General features: G+C 59.9%; 15 protein-coding genes. 3 read left to right on the forward strand and 12 right to left on the reverse strand.

Going from position 1 to position 15,106, the window contains the following annotated elements:
• The first annotated feature begins 30 nt into the window (after positions 1 to 30).
• Positions 31 to 555, forward strand: coding sequence for a hypothetical protein (locus EXR36_06635; protein ID MSQ59316.1), 525 nt, complete (start codon positions 31 to 33; stop codon positions 553 to 555).
• Between the two features lie 6 nt (positions 556 to 561).
• On the opposite strand, the gene EXR36_06640 is transcribed toward EXR36_06635, so the two are convergent.
• From EXR36_06640 to EXR36_06695, 12 genes are all read right to left on the reverse strand, one after another.
• Positions 562 to 1,878: a hypothetical protein gene (locus tag EXR36_06640; GenBank protein MSQ59317.1), complete on the reverse strand. Its 1,317-nt coding sequence runs from the start codon at positions 1,876 to 1,878 to the stop codon at positions 562 to 564.
• Positions 1,875 to 5,318: an outer membrane lipoprotein-sorting protein gene (locus tag EXR36_06645; GenBank protein ID MSQ59318.1), complete on the reverse strand. Its 3,444-nt coding sequence runs from the start codon at positions 5,316 to 5,318 to the stop codon at positions 1,875 to 1,877. The genes EXR36_06640 and EXR36_06645 overlap by 4 nt, the downstream gene beginning before the upstream one ends.
• The gene (locus EXR36_06650; protein MSQ59319.1) at positions 5,288 to 5,992 is read right to left on the reverse strand and encodes a TetR/AcrR family transcriptional regulator; all 705 of its coding nucleotides are present in this window, start codon (positions 5,990 to 5,992) and stop codon (positions 5,288 to 5,290) included. The genes EXR36_06645 and EXR36_06650 overlap by 31 nt, the downstream gene beginning before the upstream one ends.
• Positions 5,993 to 6,077: 85 nt before the next feature.
• A complete protein-coding gene (locus EXR36_06655; GenBank protein ID MSQ59320.1) occupies positions 6,078 to 6,737 on the reverse strand; it encodes an RraA family protein in 660 nt (219 codons plus the stop codon).
• A gap of 60 nt (positions 6,738 to 6,797) precedes the next feature.
• Positions 6,798 to 7,673 (reverse strand): DMT family transporter, encoded by an 876-nt coding sequence (locus tag EXR36_06660; protein ID MSQ59321.1) that lies wholly within the window; start codon positions 7,671 to 7,673, stop codon positions 6,798 to 6,800.
• A gap of 160 nt (positions 7,674 to 7,833) precedes the next feature.
• Positions 7,834 to 8,586 carry an SDR family oxidoreductase gene (locus tag EXR36_06665; GenBank protein ID MSQ59322.1) on the reverse strand — a complete coding sequence of 251 codons (753 nt, stop codon included), beginning with the start codon at positions 8,584 to 8,586 and terminating at the stop codon, positions 7,834 to 7,836.
• 60 nt (positions 8,587 to 8,646) lie between these two features.
• Positions 8,647 to 9,099, reverse strand: coding sequence for a carbon monoxide dehydrogenase (locus EXR36_06670; GenBank protein ID MSQ59323.1), 453 nt, complete (start codon positions 9,097 to 9,099; stop codon positions 8,647 to 8,649).
• Complete coding sequence (locus EXR36_06675) at positions 9,090 to 10,262, reverse strand: VWA domain-containing protein (GenBank protein ID MSQ59324.1); 1,173 nt, start codon at positions 10,260 to 10,262, stop codon at positions 9,090 to 9,092. The genes EXR36_06670 and EXR36_06675 overlap by 10 nt, the downstream gene beginning before the upstream one ends.
• Positions 10,263 to 10,290: 28 nt before the next feature.
• On the reverse strand, positions 10,291 to 11,199 hold the full coding sequence (locus tag EXR36_06680) for a MoxR family ATPase (protein ID MSQ59325.1): 909 nt from the start codon (positions 11,197 to 11,199) through the stop codon (positions 10,291 to 10,293).
• A gap of 30 nt (positions 11,200 to 11,229) precedes the next feature.
• A complete protein-coding gene (locus EXR36_06685) occupies positions 11,230 to 12,033 on the reverse strand; it encodes a xanthine dehydrogenase family protein subunit M (GenBank protein MSQ59326.1) in 804 nt (267 codons plus the stop codon).
• 5 nt (positions 12,034 to 12,038) lie between these two features.
• Entirely contained in the window at positions 12,039 to 12,512 is a 474-nt protein-coding gene (locus tag EXR36_06690; protein MSQ59327.1) for a (2Fe-2S)-binding protein, read from the reverse strand.
• An 8-nt stretch (positions 12,513 to 12,520) separates the two neighbouring features.
• Complete coding sequence (locus tag EXR36_06695; protein ID MSQ59328.1) at positions 12,521 to 13,306, reverse strand: polyisoprenoid-binding protein; 786 nt, start codon at positions 13,304 to 13,306, stop codon at positions 12,521 to 12,523.
• A gap of 41 nt (positions 13,307 to 13,347) precedes the next feature.
• Between EXR36_06695 and EXR36_06700 the strand changes: the two genes are divergently transcribed.
• Both EXR36_06700 and EXR36_06705 read left to right on the forward strand, forming a co-directional pair.
• Positions 13,348 to 14,535 (forward strand): hypothetical protein, encoded by a 1,188-nt coding sequence (locus tag EXR36_06700; protein ID MSQ59329.1) that lies wholly within the window; start codon positions 13,348 to 13,350, stop codon positions 14,533 to 14,535.
• A gap of 95 nt (positions 14,536 to 14,630) precedes the next feature.
• A partial coding sequence (locus EXR36_06705; protein ID MSQ59330.1) for a sugar ABC transporter ATP-binding protein occupies positions 14,631 to 15,106 on the forward strand: 476 nt, incomplete at its 3' end.

The raw sequence follows: 15,106 nt of genomic DNA on the forward strand, positions 1-15,106 counted from the left end.
ATCCGCGCCCTTTTCTATCAGGAGACTGGGATGCGGACCGAATCGATTCGTGAATACATCGGCGAAGCCTGGAAACGCGAGACTAGCCATGGCCAGTTCGCCGCCTTGGTCAGAAAGCAGTTGCTCGAAGCAGGGCAGGATCCGAAGGACGCGCAAGCCGAACAGGAAATCCTGCAAATGTGGCGGGCGCAATTGGAACGCTTGCCCAACTTGCTCGTGGATTTGCACCAAGCCGCGAAGAAGGCCGGAGTGTCGCAGGTCGCGAACCACGTGATCGAAGCCGCGGAGGCCTACCTACTCAAGGAACGCGATCTTCTTCCCGATTCCCACGGGATCATGGGGCTGATCGACGATATGTACGTGGCTCTGAGCCTGATCCTGAACGTGTCCGAAGGGCACCGCGCCAACACGGGCCTGCCCTTGCTCGGCGTGGATCTGCGCGAGTCCGTCGAGGTGGCCCGGGGATTGTTTCAGGGTGCGCGTCTCGCAAAATTGGACCAGCATATCCAAACCGTTATGGACGATGCCGGCGTGGCGTACTACGCGGTAGGTTGAGCAGTATTAGAAGAACCAGCGAATCTCCGCGAACAGCGCTTTGTTTTTCGCTAGGAGCTGGTAGGAGGTGTTGTCCGAACCGCTGGAATACTCGTAACCGCCTAACAGCTTGATGCTGTCGCTCCAGATGTAGCTTACTTTCGTGCGCAGGAAGTATCCGGCACGGTTGAGCAGCACGGAGCCGGCGAATTCGCCTTCGAGGGTTTCGTTCATCCACTTCTTGGCTATCCGGGCGCTCAAGCCGTGCTGGTTCTCGTCGTATTGGTTGTTGAGCACGGCGTTGTCGGCGGCCGCGTTGCGGACATCGGGATTGGCGATGGCATCCACCGGGTTGAAGTGAAAAACGTGGCGGTAGAAGTACTGCACGATGCCGCTTAGGTTGTTGGTGAAGTCATGCTCGAGCCCGAACACGCCGTAGAAGTGCGGGTTCTTGATGGACGGATTCGCACCGTCCGAATCCTCGGTGCGCGTGTAGGCGGCTTCCACCGCGTACCGGTTCGCCCCGCGCGTGGTGGCCGCATCGGCGCCTAGCACTTTGACGCGGTGATGCCGGAGATCGATGAACGTGTGCATGGCCGTCACTCGCGCCAGGGATATATCGGGCGTGAGATCGAAGCCGTCGTAGTAGGACGCGGACCAATCGATGTTGCCTCCGGAAACGTCGTACTTGATACCGAATTGGCGCGCGCTGCTTGGCTCGTCGTGGTTGAAGGTAACGTCAGGATTATTGGTGAAAGGATATTCATGGGATTGGAAGTCCGGCAACCACGCGGCGGTGACGCTCTGGCCTTGTCCCCAATTGAAGGAGTCCTTCGCGGCGAGCGACCCGAAGCGGTCTTCGTCGAATTCTGGTGACAGCAAAGTGAAGTCCCGCGGCGTGAGATTGTCCGATGGGTTCAAGCGGTCCGTGCGGCCCCAGGCCAATATCTGCTTGCCAACGCGGAAATCCCATTTGTCATGGCGAAAATCCAAATAGGCTTCGCGTACGCGATGGGTGCTGCGTTTATCGCCAAGGATGTCTTCCTTCCCAAGATAGCCCTCGGCGAATACCCCCATCCCTTTTCCGAGCTTGCGGTCGAGCTTCGCCCAAAGCTGGCCCACGCCCAGGTGGCTCTCGTCATCCGAGCGGCGGTTCGATGACCAATAGGCGCCGCGCGCGGAGCCCGTGACGCCCCAATCGCGCAATGTTGCCTTGATGCCGGAGCTGGCGGCAGCCCCCTCCGGAGGCGCCAGAGGAGGTTCGTCATCCTGCGCATTGCAAGTTGTGCCACCGAGCAGGGCGAGCGCAAGAGTGAGTGCGTAAGCGGGCTGTCTTAGCCTCACTCCTGCTCCATGTAGCGCGTGGTGAAGTATTCGTCCTTGACCCCCGTATTCGCCTTGGACGTGTCGATACGAATCTCGGTCTTGTGCTCGGTCTGGACGTTGTGCGTTTCGAGCAGGAAAGCCTGGTAGCGCTGCTTGGCGGGATCGGTGAGCTTATAGTTGGAAAACTTCGTTTGCTTTAGCAACTCGCCTGCTTCGTCGTAGAGCTCTCCCTTGAGAATCACGAAAGCCGCCTTGTCGATCCAGCCGATGCGCTTGGAGTAGCCGGTGTTGGATTTGACGGTGGGACTGGCGGGAATGGATTCGATCACATAGCAATCCTTGCCATCCACTTGCTCTTCCCTGAGGATCTTGTGACTCCATTCCTTGGGCTTGTGGCCGATCACGTCGCCGTAGGAGAAGTCCGTTCCCACGAAGCTGTCCTTCTTGTTGCTGGAAATCAGGCGGCGGACCTTCTTGGTGCTGGGCAGGTAGATCCAGATATCGTCGTCCTTTTCGGAGTGCTCGATCAAGAGCGAGACGGTGCCCTTGACGTCCGTGGGTTCGAGAAAACGCGTCATGCGCATGTTGTCGATGCCGTTGGCTTGAAGCTTCGAGGTGCCAAAGGTCTTGCGCACGCGCTGCTTGCCTTGCTTGTTGGTCAAGGTCATCGTGGTCTGCGAAATGGAGTCTTGGTACTTGTTGGAGAGAAAATTCTTCTCCATGATCTCCAGGGACGTTAGCGCGTACGCCGGTTGCGGCAGCGCCATGAATAATGCGGTCAAGCCCGCGATGGCGATGGCGGCGGGGGCCAGAGTGGGTTTTTTCACGTGGGAAGCTCCGTTGAAAATGAATTTTGGTCTGAATTTGTGCACCAGCGCGGGCATGACGGTCAATGCAGAGGTCACGCTGACAAGCATGGCGGTGCCGATCAAGATGGCGTTCCAGGTGTGCGGGTAGTAGCCACGCGAGAGCGCCTGCACGGCATAGCCGCCGGCCACCGCGGAGGCGACGAACAGGCAAGCCTTGCCAGCCGTGGTAAGCACCGTGTGGAAGGCCTGCGTTTCCTCCGTGCCCTTGCCTAATTCCTCGCGTAAGCGGAACAGCATGTAGATGGCGTAATCGGCGCCGATGCCGATGGCCAAGGCGGAGGTGAGTGCCACCGGTACGTTGAGATGCAAGCCCATGAGGCCCAGCAATCCCATGTTCACCAGCACCGAGAGCAGAAGCGGCGTGATCACCAGCGCACCCGCCACGGCGGAACGGAACACAAGCGAAGCGATCAAGAACACGACGCCGGCGATCTGCACCACGTTGAGGATCTTGTCCTTCACGATGACTTCGGTGATGGCCGCGGACTGCGCCACGCTGCCGCCGAGGTTGACCTTGATGTTGGGCGGGAACTCTTTCTTGACGAACTCCTTGGCCTTTTCCCACATGGCCAGCATATGAACGGTGCTGTCGCTGTGAGAGAAGACCACCATGTTGGCGAGGCGGTATTCGTAATCGACGTAGGTGTCGAAATCGCCGGGCTCTCCGGACATGGAATAGAGCAGCATGAACTCGGCGATGGTCGCCTGGCTATCCGGGATCTTGAAGAAAGCCGGATCGTTGTTGTTCATGGATTGGTTCATGCGTTTGATGAATTCCGCGAGCGACATGACCTTGCCGATATGGGGTTGCTGGCTGATGAAAGTCTGCAGCTTGTCCATGGCTTTCAATACCGCGGGGTCCTTGATGTCGTCGGGCTTTTCCCCCTCGATCAACACGTACACGTTGTTGGTGCCGGCCATGCGGTCGTTCAGCATGCGGTCTTGCACCAACAGCGGCAGGTCGCGGTCGAAGTATTTCTTCAGCGAACTTTCCACGCCTAGCCGGCTCATGCCGATGAGGGAGAGCACGATCACCACGCCTGCGATGATGAACAACCGGCTGCGGTTAGGTCCCGTGATGGTGCGGGCGTAGAAACCCGTGAGGCGGCCCCACACGCGCTCTTCGCTTTCCATGCGCGCTTCCTTCTTGCCGGGAGGAGGCAGGATGGCCCGTAGCGCCGGGATGAAGGTCATCTCGACGATCAGCACGCTCAGAATACCGAGGCCGGAGAAGATACCGAAAACCTGAATGGATATGATGTCGAAAATAGCCAGGGAGAAAAATCCGCAGGCGGCAACGATCCCCGCGGTCATCATGACGGGGCCGATTTTCGTGATCGATTCGACCACCGCCTCGCGGTTGGCGCGGATGTCGCGTTCGCTGGCATAAGCGCGCGGCTTCAACCAGAAGCGGATGAGGTGCCATCCACCCGAGTAAACGAAGTAGGAGGCGTAGGCCAATACCGCGGAGGAGACCACCAGCCCAGCGGTGAGCGCTCCGCCCTTGAGTCCGAGCAAGGATCCCAGCATACCGGTGATTCCAGCCTGCCATTGCTTGAAGTACAGCGTGGCGAAGATGGCGGCGAAGGAGAGCCACATCGCGATGCGTTCGGTCTTGCCCATGGCGCCCCAAAGCTCGTCAATGTCGATGTCGGGCTTGGGATTGATGCGCAAATACTCTTCGTAATAGCGTTTAAGCAACTGAACGGCATGGCCCGCGCCCACGGCCAGAATCAGAATCGGCGTGGACATGTTGAAAATATCCAGTGGTACGTTGGCGAGTCCCATGAAGCCCTTGCTCCATTCCACCGCCACCAGCGGCGTCAAGAGCGGAAGAATGAGACCTTGCCAGGTACGGAAGGCCTCGAAATGGATGAGGCCGATGATGACCAGCGCGGCCAATAGCAGCATCGGCGTGCGGCCCGCGAATTTCTCGAACATGGACAGGAATGGTGGGTAACCGCTCACCATGATGTCCACGCTATCGTCCCGCTCCGCGTCGACGATAGCGTTGATCTTGCTCGCCACGAAGGTGAACCCGCCCTTGACGTCCTTGCTATCGGTGGGTTTCCTGTCGCGTACTTCGGCGAGGATGACCGTCGTCTTCCAGTCCGTGGAGACAACGGAGTTCATGTAAGCGGTGTTACGTTGCAACGCGTCCTTCAGGGCGGCCATCTGCTCGGGCGTGACGGGCACGTCCGCCATCATCTGCTTGACCTCCATGCCATCCACGGTTCCCCGGATGTCCTTGGCGCGGCGCGCGGAGAGCGACAAGATGTTGGTCTTGACGATACGCGGGGTTTCGCGCAGCTTGTTGGTGATGCGCTGAACTTTTTCCAGCACGAAGGGCTGGAACACGTCGCCTTGCTTCGGCGTGATGCCGATCACCGCGACGTAACGCGAGCCGAATACCTCTTCCACCTTCAAGGTGGTGGCGATGAAAGGATGCGAACGCGGCACGATGTTGTTCGGATCGATGATCACGGTGAGGTTGCCGCCCTTCGAATTCATGAACCAGGTCATCGCCAGAATGACAACGATCACTATCCAGCGGAACTTTACGATGAAGTCAACGTAACTGCGTAGCATCTCCAATCTCCCTTGTAATCGCTATTCTTACTACCCGCGATAGCCATTGTGCGCAAAAAACAATCGACGATCCGTTCGCACTGCTGTTGCTCGTTTGTTCTTGAAATCTTCATTCCATAAAGCAAGCGCGCTCTGTCGTAACCGGTCAGCATGCTCATCAACATCTCGGCCGCGAACCGCGCGTCCGTCTTGCGAAGTTCCTTGCTCGCCATGCGGCGTTCCAAGAACTGCGCGAGGGCGTCCTGCGCCGCCTGCGGCCCCGTCTTGTAAATCAACCTTGCCAGGGACGGGAAGCGCGGCGCTTCCGCCACCAGGGCGCGGTAAACCCCAATTCCCTCGGGAGACAGCGTGCGGGCGCGGATGGCCTTGGCAAAGCGCAGGAGCGCTGTTCTGACGGAGACGTCGGGTTCGCCTAGCGACACCACGATGGTGCCGGCGATGTGCCGAATGACTTCCTCGAACAACTTTTCCTTGCTGCCGTAATGGTTGTAGACCGTCTGCTTGGCGACCTTGGCTTGCGCCGCGATATTGTCCATGCTCGCGTGAAATCCTTGCGCCATGAAAACCTTGACCGCGGCCGCCAGCAAGCATGCGCGTTTGTCCGTGCCGTTATCCGCCGCCTTGGGTGCGCGGCTGGATACGGCCGGTGCTTCGGTCGTGGCAACTCGCGGCACCTCGTACTTCCCCCCAAAAAGGCGCTAAGACTAGACCGTCCAGTCTAATTGGTCAATAGAGAATTCCGGCCCCCGGCCAAGACGATCAGAACTTGCCGAACTTCAGATAAGCCTCTTGCGGATCCATTCCGCGAAGGATGGCCGTGCGCACCCGGTTTTCGGTCAAGAGGGTTTCCTCCGTCTTGGCCACCACGGCATGCGCGATCTTGCCCGGAATGATGACGACGCCGTCGCGGTCGCCCAGCAAGTAATCTCCAGTGCATACAGTGACCCCGCCGATGGTGACCGGTTCGCCGAAACGGTCCGGCATCCAGCGGCCAACGATGTCCGCGGGCGTGTTCAAGTTGCAGAAGACGCGGAAGCCTTGTTTCAGAATGAGCTCCGTATCCCGGCAACGCCCGTCGACTACATAGCCCCGCACGCCCTTGTACTTAAGCGTTTCGGCGGAAAGTTCGCCCATGAGGGCCACGGCGTAAGTATTGGGCTGGCATACCAGCACCTTTCCCGGTGGTGCCTTGGATAACACTCCGGTCCAAGCCACCAAGGTCTCGTGGGGATCGCGCGTTTGGTCCATGTAGCCGCTGAAGGTGTAGATCTCCCCAGCGAGTTTCCGCGTGGGATCCAAGGGCCGGATTTTCGGAGGCAGCACGCACCTGTCGTAACCCATGGCGCGCAGCACATCGTGCACCGCGGAAGCATGGCAGTTCTCGAGGCGGGCGGCGAGATCGTCAGCTTGGCTGGTCATGGATGTGCTCCTTGAGGCGGGGGAAGTATTGTATGGGCGTGAGGCGAGAGGCGGAAGCGCTCAGTGTCCAGATGAAGATTGCAGTGCCTGCTTTTCGGTGGGCGTCAGCGATTGGCGGCGCATGCCGATTAGTTCGTTTAGCGCCAGGGCGCCAATCACCACGAGTCCGCCCGTCAAGGTGGCCAGCGCCGGGCGCTCGCCGGCGAAGAGCCAAGTGGCGAAGGTGCCGAACAAAGTCTCCAGGATGGAGAGCAACCCGATCTCGGCCGCCGCCAGGCGCGGTGTGGTATGGATCATCAACAAACAACCCAGTCCCAATTGCACCGAACCCATGATGGCGAGCAAAGCCAAATCCTTGGCGCCTACTTCAAAGGGCAGCGCCACTGGCAGCGTCACCAGCATGGAGATGATGCCGGAGGCAAGCAAAGTGACGGTCGTATCCGCGCTGGCGTGCATGCGGCGCAGCATGACGACATTGGCGGCGAAGGCAATGGGGATCAGCACCGCGATGAGATTGCCGAGCCACGCGCCGCCTCCCATCGAACCGGCAAACATGACCGCGATGCCGCTGAAAGCCACCAGCATGGCCACCCAAGTACGCGCGGGGAGAGATTCTTGCAGAAACAATTTGCCGGCCAGCGCCGCGAGGAAAGGCGCGATGCTGCATATCACCAAGGTGCTCGCCACCGTGGTTCTGCCCAGAGCCACCAAGAAGGAAACGTACATGGAAGCCCACAGCATGCCCGAGACCAGGCCCGCGCGGCCAATCTGAAAATTGACCGGCGCGCCCGTGCGCCGGCGTTTGTGGAGGAGATAGCCGCCGATGAAGATCATCATGAACAAGGAGCGCCAGAAGGTGATTTCCCAACTGTCCTTGACGGACATATGGCGCACCAGCGTGCCGGCGCTGGCCCAGCACACGGTCGCGCCAATCATCAAGAGAACGCCTTGGCGGTGTTGCGCGCGCGCGCTCACTACAAGGTGAAGATTTGCCGCGCCGCGCAACCGGACAGCGCGGCCTCGCCGAAGGGAAGCTCCTTGTCTATCTTCACTCGTTTTCCCCTAGCTCATAGACCCGAGCGCCTAGCTCCTGTCCTTAGTACGTCGCCCGGCCGCCGGACAAATCCAGCGCCGAACCCGTGGTGAAGGAACAATCTTCCGTGCACAGCCATGACACGGCGGCGGCGATTTCCTCCGTTAACCCAAAACGTCCGATGGGAATTTTTTGCAGCATGTAGTCGACGTGCTGCTGCGACACTTGGTCGAAGATGGGAGTCCTCACCGCCGCCGGTGTGACGCAGTTGACGGTGATGTTGTTCTTGGCGAGTTCCTTGGCCAGGGACTTGGTCAATCCAATCACGGCCGCCTTGGATGAACTGTAAGCGCTCGCCGTGGGATTGCCTTCCTTGCCCGCGATCGAGGCGATGTTCACGATGCGCCCGTACCCGTTGGCGATCATGTGCGAAGCTGTTGTGCGGCAGCAGTAGAAGGTGCCGTTCAAGTTGATGTCGTGCACGCGCAGCCATTCCTCCACCGGATACTCCCAAGTCATGGCATTCTTGCCCGCGACGCCGGCGGAATTCACCAATGCGTCCACCTTGCCGAGCGCCGCAACCGTGGCCTTGAAAGCCGCTTCCACTTGCTCGATCTTGGCGACGTCCACTTTCTGCGTGAGAGTCTTGGGAGCGCCCGTGAGTGTCTTCGCTGCATTGTTCATGGACTGCTCGTTCATATCCCATATAGCCACGGACGCACCCGAGCGCGCCAGCCGTTGCGCGATGGCGAGCCCAATTCCCGATGCGCCGCCGGTGACAATGGCGCACCTGCCTTTCATGTCCAGATTGTTCACTATGAATCTCCGTGATGTATCAAGGGCCGGATTCTACCGGTCGCGGCGAATCCCGGTACCTCAACCCTGGTTCGTGGGAACCAGCACTTCATTGAATTTCGCGAAGAACTGGTCCGCGATCTTCTTGGCCGCGCCACTCACCAGGCGCGAGCCGATCTGCGCGATCTTTCCGCCTACCGAGGCCTTGGCGTTGTAACTTAACTTGGTGCCCGTGGGATCTGAGCTGAGTGTCACCTGGCAACTGCCCTTCCCGAAACCCGCCACACCGCCCGTGCCCTCGAAATGCAAGGTGTAAGTGTCCGGTACGCTTACATCGGTGAGCGTGAGCTTGCCGCTGAATTTCGCTTTCACCGGGCCAATGGAGGCGACCATGGCCATCTTGTATTCGCTATCCGTGATCATCTCCACGGTCTCGCAACCGGGAATGCATTGCTTGAGGATCGCGGGGTCGTTCAGCGCTTCCCACACTTCTCGTTGCGGAAGGGCGATGATTTGCTCGCCAATCATTTCCATCGTTGTGTTGTCCTTGTAGTCGTGGCGGCACGATCCGGCGAGAGCGCGTGCGCCAAGTCCATCAAACTGCTTACATTATGAGCCGGCCGGAACTCGTCCACGTGGGGCAGCATGAGCCGCACGCCCTGCGCCAAGGGCTTGAAGCCATCGTAACGCAGCAGCGGGTTTAGCCATAGCAGTTTCCGGCAGGATTTGTGAAGGCGTTCCATGGCCTCTGACAGGACTTCCCCGCCATCGCGCTCCAACCCGTCGGTGATGATGAGCACCACGGCATTCTGCCCCAACACCCGGCGCGACCAGCGCTGGTTGAATTCGCGCAAACTCGTGCCGATGCGGGTCCCGCCCGACCAGTCGGCAACCAGGCATGACACGGCGCCCAAGGCCGCCTCCACGTCGCGATGGCGTAGCGCTCGCGTGACATTGGTCAGCCGGGTGCCGAACAAGAACACATGCACCCGGTCGCGGTCGTTGGTGATGGCGTGCAAAAAGTGCAGCAGCATCTCGGAGTAGCTATTCATGGAACCCGATATGTCGCACAACACCACCAGCGGCGGATGGCGCAAGCGCGGCGAGCGTTTCGCGAGCAGCAGCAGTTCGCCTTGTCCGCGCAGGCTTGCGCGCAAAGTGGCACGCAGATCCACTCGCGGGCCGCGAGGGTCGGGCCTGGAGCGCCGCGTTTTGATTTCTGGTATGGGCAAGCGCAAGCGCGCGAGCATGCGCTTGGCTTCGCGAATGTCTTGCGCGCTCATGGACTGAAAATCCATGGCCCGCAGTTGCTCCTCCCGGGAGGCGGTGAAGGTGGCATCGAGACTCTCGGTATCTTCCGGGCGTGGCGAATTTGTTCTCGGTGTAAATGCCTCGGCGACCCGCCGCGAGATCTCATCGCCTTCCGCGTTGCCGTTGTTGTCTCGGCCGCTGGCTTCGGTAACGAAGGGTTTTTGCTCCCAGAAATAGCGAAATGCCGCGTCGAACAATTCCAGTTGCGCGTGCCGGTCAGTCAATATGGATGCGAGCCCCCAGTAGAAGTCATCCCTTTCTTCCACCCCGACCAGTTCCGCCGCACGCAGCGCATCCAGAATTTGCCCCGAGCCGATGGGCAACCCGGCGCGCCGCAATCCGCGGGCGAAGTGGACGATGTTTGGGGCTAAGGTGCCGGCGGGCATGCGGCATTTCCTCCGGAGGGTTGCTGGGTCAGGAACTCAACAGCGCTTGGCCTTCCTTGCCCTTGATCCGCTCGATGTCGTCGCGATACTTGAGCAGCACACCCAAGGTTTCATCAACCACTTCGGGATTGATTTCAGTGACGTTTAGAACGGACAGCGCCTTGGCCCAATCGATGGTCTCGGCCACGCCGGGGGGTTTGAACAATTCCATTCCACGTAACTTTTGCACCAGGGCCACCACTTGGGCCGATAGGCTCGCGGCTAGGCCGGGCACTTTGCGAGAGACGATCTGTAGTTCCCGCTCGGCGCTGGGGTAATCCACCCAGTGATACAAGCAGCGGCGCTTCACCGCGTCGTGTATTTCGCGCGTTCGGTTGGAGGTGATGATCACCACGGGAGGTTCGCTGGCTTTCATGGTCCCAAGCTCGGGGATGGTGACCTGGTAATCCGAGAGCACTTCGAGCAGGTAGGCCTCGAAGGGTTCGTCGGCGCGGTCCAGCTCGTCGATGAGGAGCACGGGCGGTGCGCCCAGATCGCCTTCCAGTGCCTGCAGAATGGGCCGGCGAATGAGGAAGCGCTCGGAGAAGATATCTTGCGCGAGGCCTTCGCGGGAGCGTGCCCCTTCCACTTCCGCGAGGCGGATCTCGATCATCTGCCGGGAGTAGTTCCACTCGTACACCGCGGAGGCGATGTCCAGCCCTTCGTAGCATTGCAGCCGAACTAATTTGCGGCCCATGGTGCTGGCGAGGACCTTCGCGATTTCCGTCTTGCCCACGCCCGGCTCGCCTTCGAGAAAAAGTGGCCGGCCCATGCGTAGCGCAAGATATACCGACGTCGCAAGGCTGCGCTCGGCGATATAGTCGCCGCGATTGAGAAGTTCCAGGGTGTCGCCGACGGAAGCGGGGAGGGGCATGGTTACAAGCGAAACGGGCCTCATCGCGAGGCCCGTTAGCGTGGGAGTGATGGGCTACCGGCCGGAGATTGCTTCAGCGACGGCGCGCTTGGCCATCACCGTAACCAGGTGCGCACGATATTCCGCCGAGGCATGCATGTCGGAACTCAAATCGTCCGCGGCAACGACGACGCTGGCCACGGACTCGGGGGCGAACTTCGCCGCCAACGCTTTTTCCATGGCGGGCACCCGGAACACGCATGGCCCCGCACCGGTCACCGCGACGCGAATTCCAGAGGAGGTCTCGCTCACGAACACACCCACCATGGCGTAGCGCGAAGCTGGGTTGGGGAACTTCACGTAACCGGCTCGATTAGGCGCGGGGAACGAAACGGACGTGATGATCTCGCCCGTTTCGAGCGCGGTGCCATACATGCCGGTGAAGAAACTGTCGCCGTTTATCTTGCGCTTGTTGGTGTGGACGGTGGCGCCCAATCCGAGTACCGCTGCGGGGTAGTCGGCGGCTGGGTCGTTGGTGGCAAGCGATCCGCCGAGGGTTCCCATGTTGCGGATCATGCGATCCCCGATGCCGCCCGCCAGTTTGGAGAGTGCTGGAATGGATTTGCTCACTTCGGCCGATCTCGCCACTTCCGCGTGCCGGGTCATGGCGCCGATGACGAGCGCACTGCCTTCGGTTTTGATTCCCGCTAAGTCCGCGATGCCAGCCAAGTCCACCAATTCGCTGGGAGAAGCCAAGCGCAGTTTCATGGCCGCGAGCAAGGTCTGTCCGCCGGCAAGCAGCTTGGCTTCAGGGTTTGCGCTAAGTTTGGCGGCGGCGTCCGTGATACCCGCGGCTTTGGAATAGTTGAATGCATACATGATGGCTATCCTTTCATGGCGGTGGCGCCAGCGCGCACGGCCTTCACGATGTTGTGATAGCCCGTGCACCGGCAGATGTTGCCGTCGAGTTCGGCGCGTACTTGCTCTTCGGTGAGATTGGCGTGCCTGCGCGCCAGATCGATGGCGCTCATCACCATGCCCGGCGTGCAGAATCCGCATTGCAATCCATGATGATCGCGGAAAGCCGCTTGCATGGGATGCAGTGTGCCGTCACTGGGCGTTACCCCTTCGATGGTGACCACTTGGGCCCCATTGGCTTGAACGGCGAGCATGTTGCAGCACTTGACCGCATTGCCATTCACGTGGATGGTGCAGGCGCCGCATTGGGCGGTGTCGCATCCCACGTGGGTGCCGGTGAGTTTCAATTTGTCCCGGATGAAATCCACCAGCAACGTGCGCGCCTCCACATCCGCGCTTACCGGCTTCCCGTTTACCGTCATCGACAGCTTGACTTGCATAGGACCTCCTAATCCTTGAATGCTTCCACGGCGATCATGATTTTGATGTCGTCGCCAATCCCGGGTAGTGCGCGCGTCATGCCGAACTCCGAGCGTTTGATCTGAGTGCTCACGTTAGCCCCGCACATGGGTTTCTTGTTGATGGGGTTTGGCCCGCACTTGAATCCGGCGATGGCAAGGTTAACAGGCTTGCTTACTCCCAAGAGCGTCAGCGTACCCTCTGCGGCCACGGGCTTGTCGCCCAGGAAAAGAACCCTGTCCGACCGGTAGGTAATGGCGGGAAATTGCTCGGTATTGAAATAGGCATCGGACTTCATCTGCTCATCCCACTTGTCGATGCCCATGTCGATGGTGTTCGCGTCGATGACGATCTCGATGGAGCCTGACTTGGTGGCGTTGTCGAGCGTCACCTTGCCCGTGGTCTTGTTGAAGCGCCCCCGTTGCAGGGAGAAATCGTAGTGCGATACTTCGAACACTGGGAAGGTGTGGCGGGGGTCGAGGGTATAGGTGTCGGCGGCCGCCGCGGGAATGACGACGGAAAGGCCCAGCAAGAATCCGCATGGCAAGTGGTTCAAAATCTCCTCCGTTAACAGAAAGCGTCCAAAACGCGATTGTGAGGCATTTTGGCCATAAGATGAAATCCGCCGTGTAAAAGGGGCGATGATTGGCGATGGACGGTTGCCGCGTTCAGGAATAGATTGGTGAGCCGCTGAAGTGGGTGGACTGCCGGTGTTGCGATGCAACGTGAGCCACGCCGGTATATGGGACTGCTCATTCCTGGCTGGAGGTGTCATTAACAGACCGGCGGACGCCGGCATCACAAAGTGATGAGACCATGATGAAATTCCATAATGCCAGCCGTCTACTGGCCGGTGCCGCTACGGCAGTGGGTTTTGCACTCGCGCCGGTGGCTTCCCAAGCCGCCAACGTGAATACTCTGATGATGAAAGCGCTGGGCACCACGGACAATCCCGGGCCGGTGGTGGCGGAAGCCTTCAAGCGTGCGGCCATCGATCTAACGCCGGAACAGCGCGCACTGGCGCTGAAGTGCTGGAAGGCATCTGTCTGCGAGACGGGCCGCGGCACGCTCACCATTGCCTACGCCGATGGCTTTGGCGAGAACGTGTGGCGCCAGGTCACCAAGATGGAGTTCATCGTCCAGGCGCTGACCTATCCCGACGTCAAGAAGATCATCTACACCTCGGCCGCAGGCGATGCCGCCAAGGCGGTGTCGGACTTGCGCGCCTACATCGCGCAAAAGGTAGACGTCATCGTGATATTCGCCGATGCGGGTGCGGCGTTGCTGCCGACGGTGAAGGAAGCCACCGCCGCGGGAATAATAGTGGTCACGCACAACGGTACGGATGTGGGCGGCAAGGTTGGTAAGGATTACTTGTCCGTTGTCGCCGAGAATATCTGCAACTTGGGCGCTGGGTTCATCAAGATCGTGGCCGAGAACTCGAAGAAGAATCCGACGAGTGTCGTCGAACTGGGCGGCACGCCGGGTAACCCGCTGAGTGCCACTTGGCAGAAGTGTTCGGATGCCGAAATCGCCAAGCACCCGCACTTGAAATTGCTCGGTAAGGCCGACACGAATTGGACGCAAGAAGGAACCTTCGAGGCGATGTCGAGCTTCCTCTCCCGGCACGGGAGCGTGGATTCCGTGGTCTACGAATACGCCGACGGTTTCCGTGGCGGGCTGCGCGCCTACCAAGCTGCCAACAAGAAGCCCAAGGTCATCGTCGCCTTGCGCACCGACGAGCAGGGTCTGTTCTGCGACTGGGAAAAAGCCAACGAGCCTGACTTCAAGATCTTCTTTTCCTCGGGCCAGAATTATCAGTCGCGCATCGCTCTCACGGCGGCCATGATGAAGAAGGCGGGCCAAGAGGTTGCGCCCAACATCGATGTGCCCTTCCGCATGAAGCAAGTGGTCAAGGGCATGTGCAATCCCGCCCTGCCGCTGGACGCGTCGGTTTCGACTTTGCTCGATAACGACATGCTCAAGGTGATGTTCACCAAGTAACCACGCACCAAATCCGGACGCGAGCGCGCGTCCGCGAGCGGTTTTCATTTGTTTCCCCACTGGGTAGCAACCACGAATTGCCGGGCTTCAGCCTGATGGCGTCCCCGTCCCTCCAACTCTCCGGCATCACCAAACGCTACCCCGGTGTGCTGGCGCTCGATCGCGTGGATTTAGAGTGCCGGCCGGGGGAGATCCACGCCGTCGTGGGAGAGAACGGCTCAGGCAAGAGCACTTTGCTAGGGATCGCCAGCGGCGCCATCGTGCCCGGGGAGGGCGAAATCACCATCATGGGTACGAAGCTGGCAACCGCCGACCCGTTGCTGGCACGGCGCCTAGGGTTGGCAGCCGTGTACCAGGACGATTCGCTGGTGCGCGAACTGAGTGTCGCGGAAAATCTCTTGCTGGGCGCCGGTGAAAGCGCGGTAGCCTTGCCTGGCGCCAATGAATGGGCGGCGCGGCTGCTGGCGCCTTACGAGTTCGGCATTTCTCCGCGCACGCTGGTGGGTGATCTCGCTCCCGCCCTGCGGCAATTCCTGGAGATCGTCAAGGCCCTGGCGAACAACCCGAAGGT

The organism is Betaproteobacteria bacterium, assembly GCA_009693245.1.
In the GTDB taxonomy this organism is placed as follows: domain Bacteria; phylum Pseudomonadota; class Gammaproteobacteria; order Burkholderiales; family SHXO01; genus SHXO01.

Bases quoted from the DNA above. Each gene is read 5' to 3' on its own strand.
- EXR36_06635 (MSQ59316.1), top strand. From the start codon at position 31: ATGCGGACCGAATCGATTCGTGAATACATCGGCGAAGCCTGGAAACGC.
- EXR36_06690 (MSQ59327.1), bottom strand. From the start codon at position 12,512: ATGCAAGTCAAGCTGTCGATGACGGTAAACGGGAAGCCGGTAAGCGCG.
- EXR36_06670 (MSQ59323.1), bottom strand. From the start codon at position 9,099: ATGGAAATGATTGGCGAGCAAATCATCGCCCTTCCGCAACGAGAAGTG.
- EXR36_06645 (MSQ59318.1), bottom strand. From the start codon at position 5,318: ATGCTACGCAGTTACGTTGACTTCATCGTAAAGTTCCGCTGGATAGTG.
- EXR36_06695 (MSQ59328.1), bottom strand. From the start codon at position 13,306: ATGACACCTCCAGCCAGGAATGAGCAGTCCCATATACCGGCGTGGCTC.
- EXR36_06680 (MSQ59325.1), bottom strand. From the start codon at position 11,199: ATGAGGCCCGTTTCGCTTGTAACCATGCCCCTCCCCGCTTCCGTCGGC.
- EXR36_06655 (MSQ59320.1), bottom strand. From the start codon at position 6,737: ATGACCAGCCAAGCTGACGATCTCGCCGCCCGCCTCGAGAACTGCCAT.
- EXR36_06675 (MSQ59324.1), bottom strand. From the start codon at position 10,262: ATGCCCGCCGGCACCTTAGCCCCAAACATCGTCCACTTCGCCCGCGGA.
- EXR36_06685 (MSQ59326.1), bottom strand. From the start codon at position 12,033: ATGTATGCATTCAACTATTCCAAAGCCGCGGGTATCACGGACGCCGCC.
- EXR36_06700 (MSQ59329.1), top strand. From the start codon at position 13,348: ATGATGAAATTCCATAATGCCAGCCGTCTACTGGCCGGTGCCGCTACG.
- EXR36_06660 (MSQ59321.1), bottom strand. From the start codon at position 7,673: ATGATTGGCGCGACCGTGTGCTGGGCCAGCGCCGGCACGCTGGTGCGC.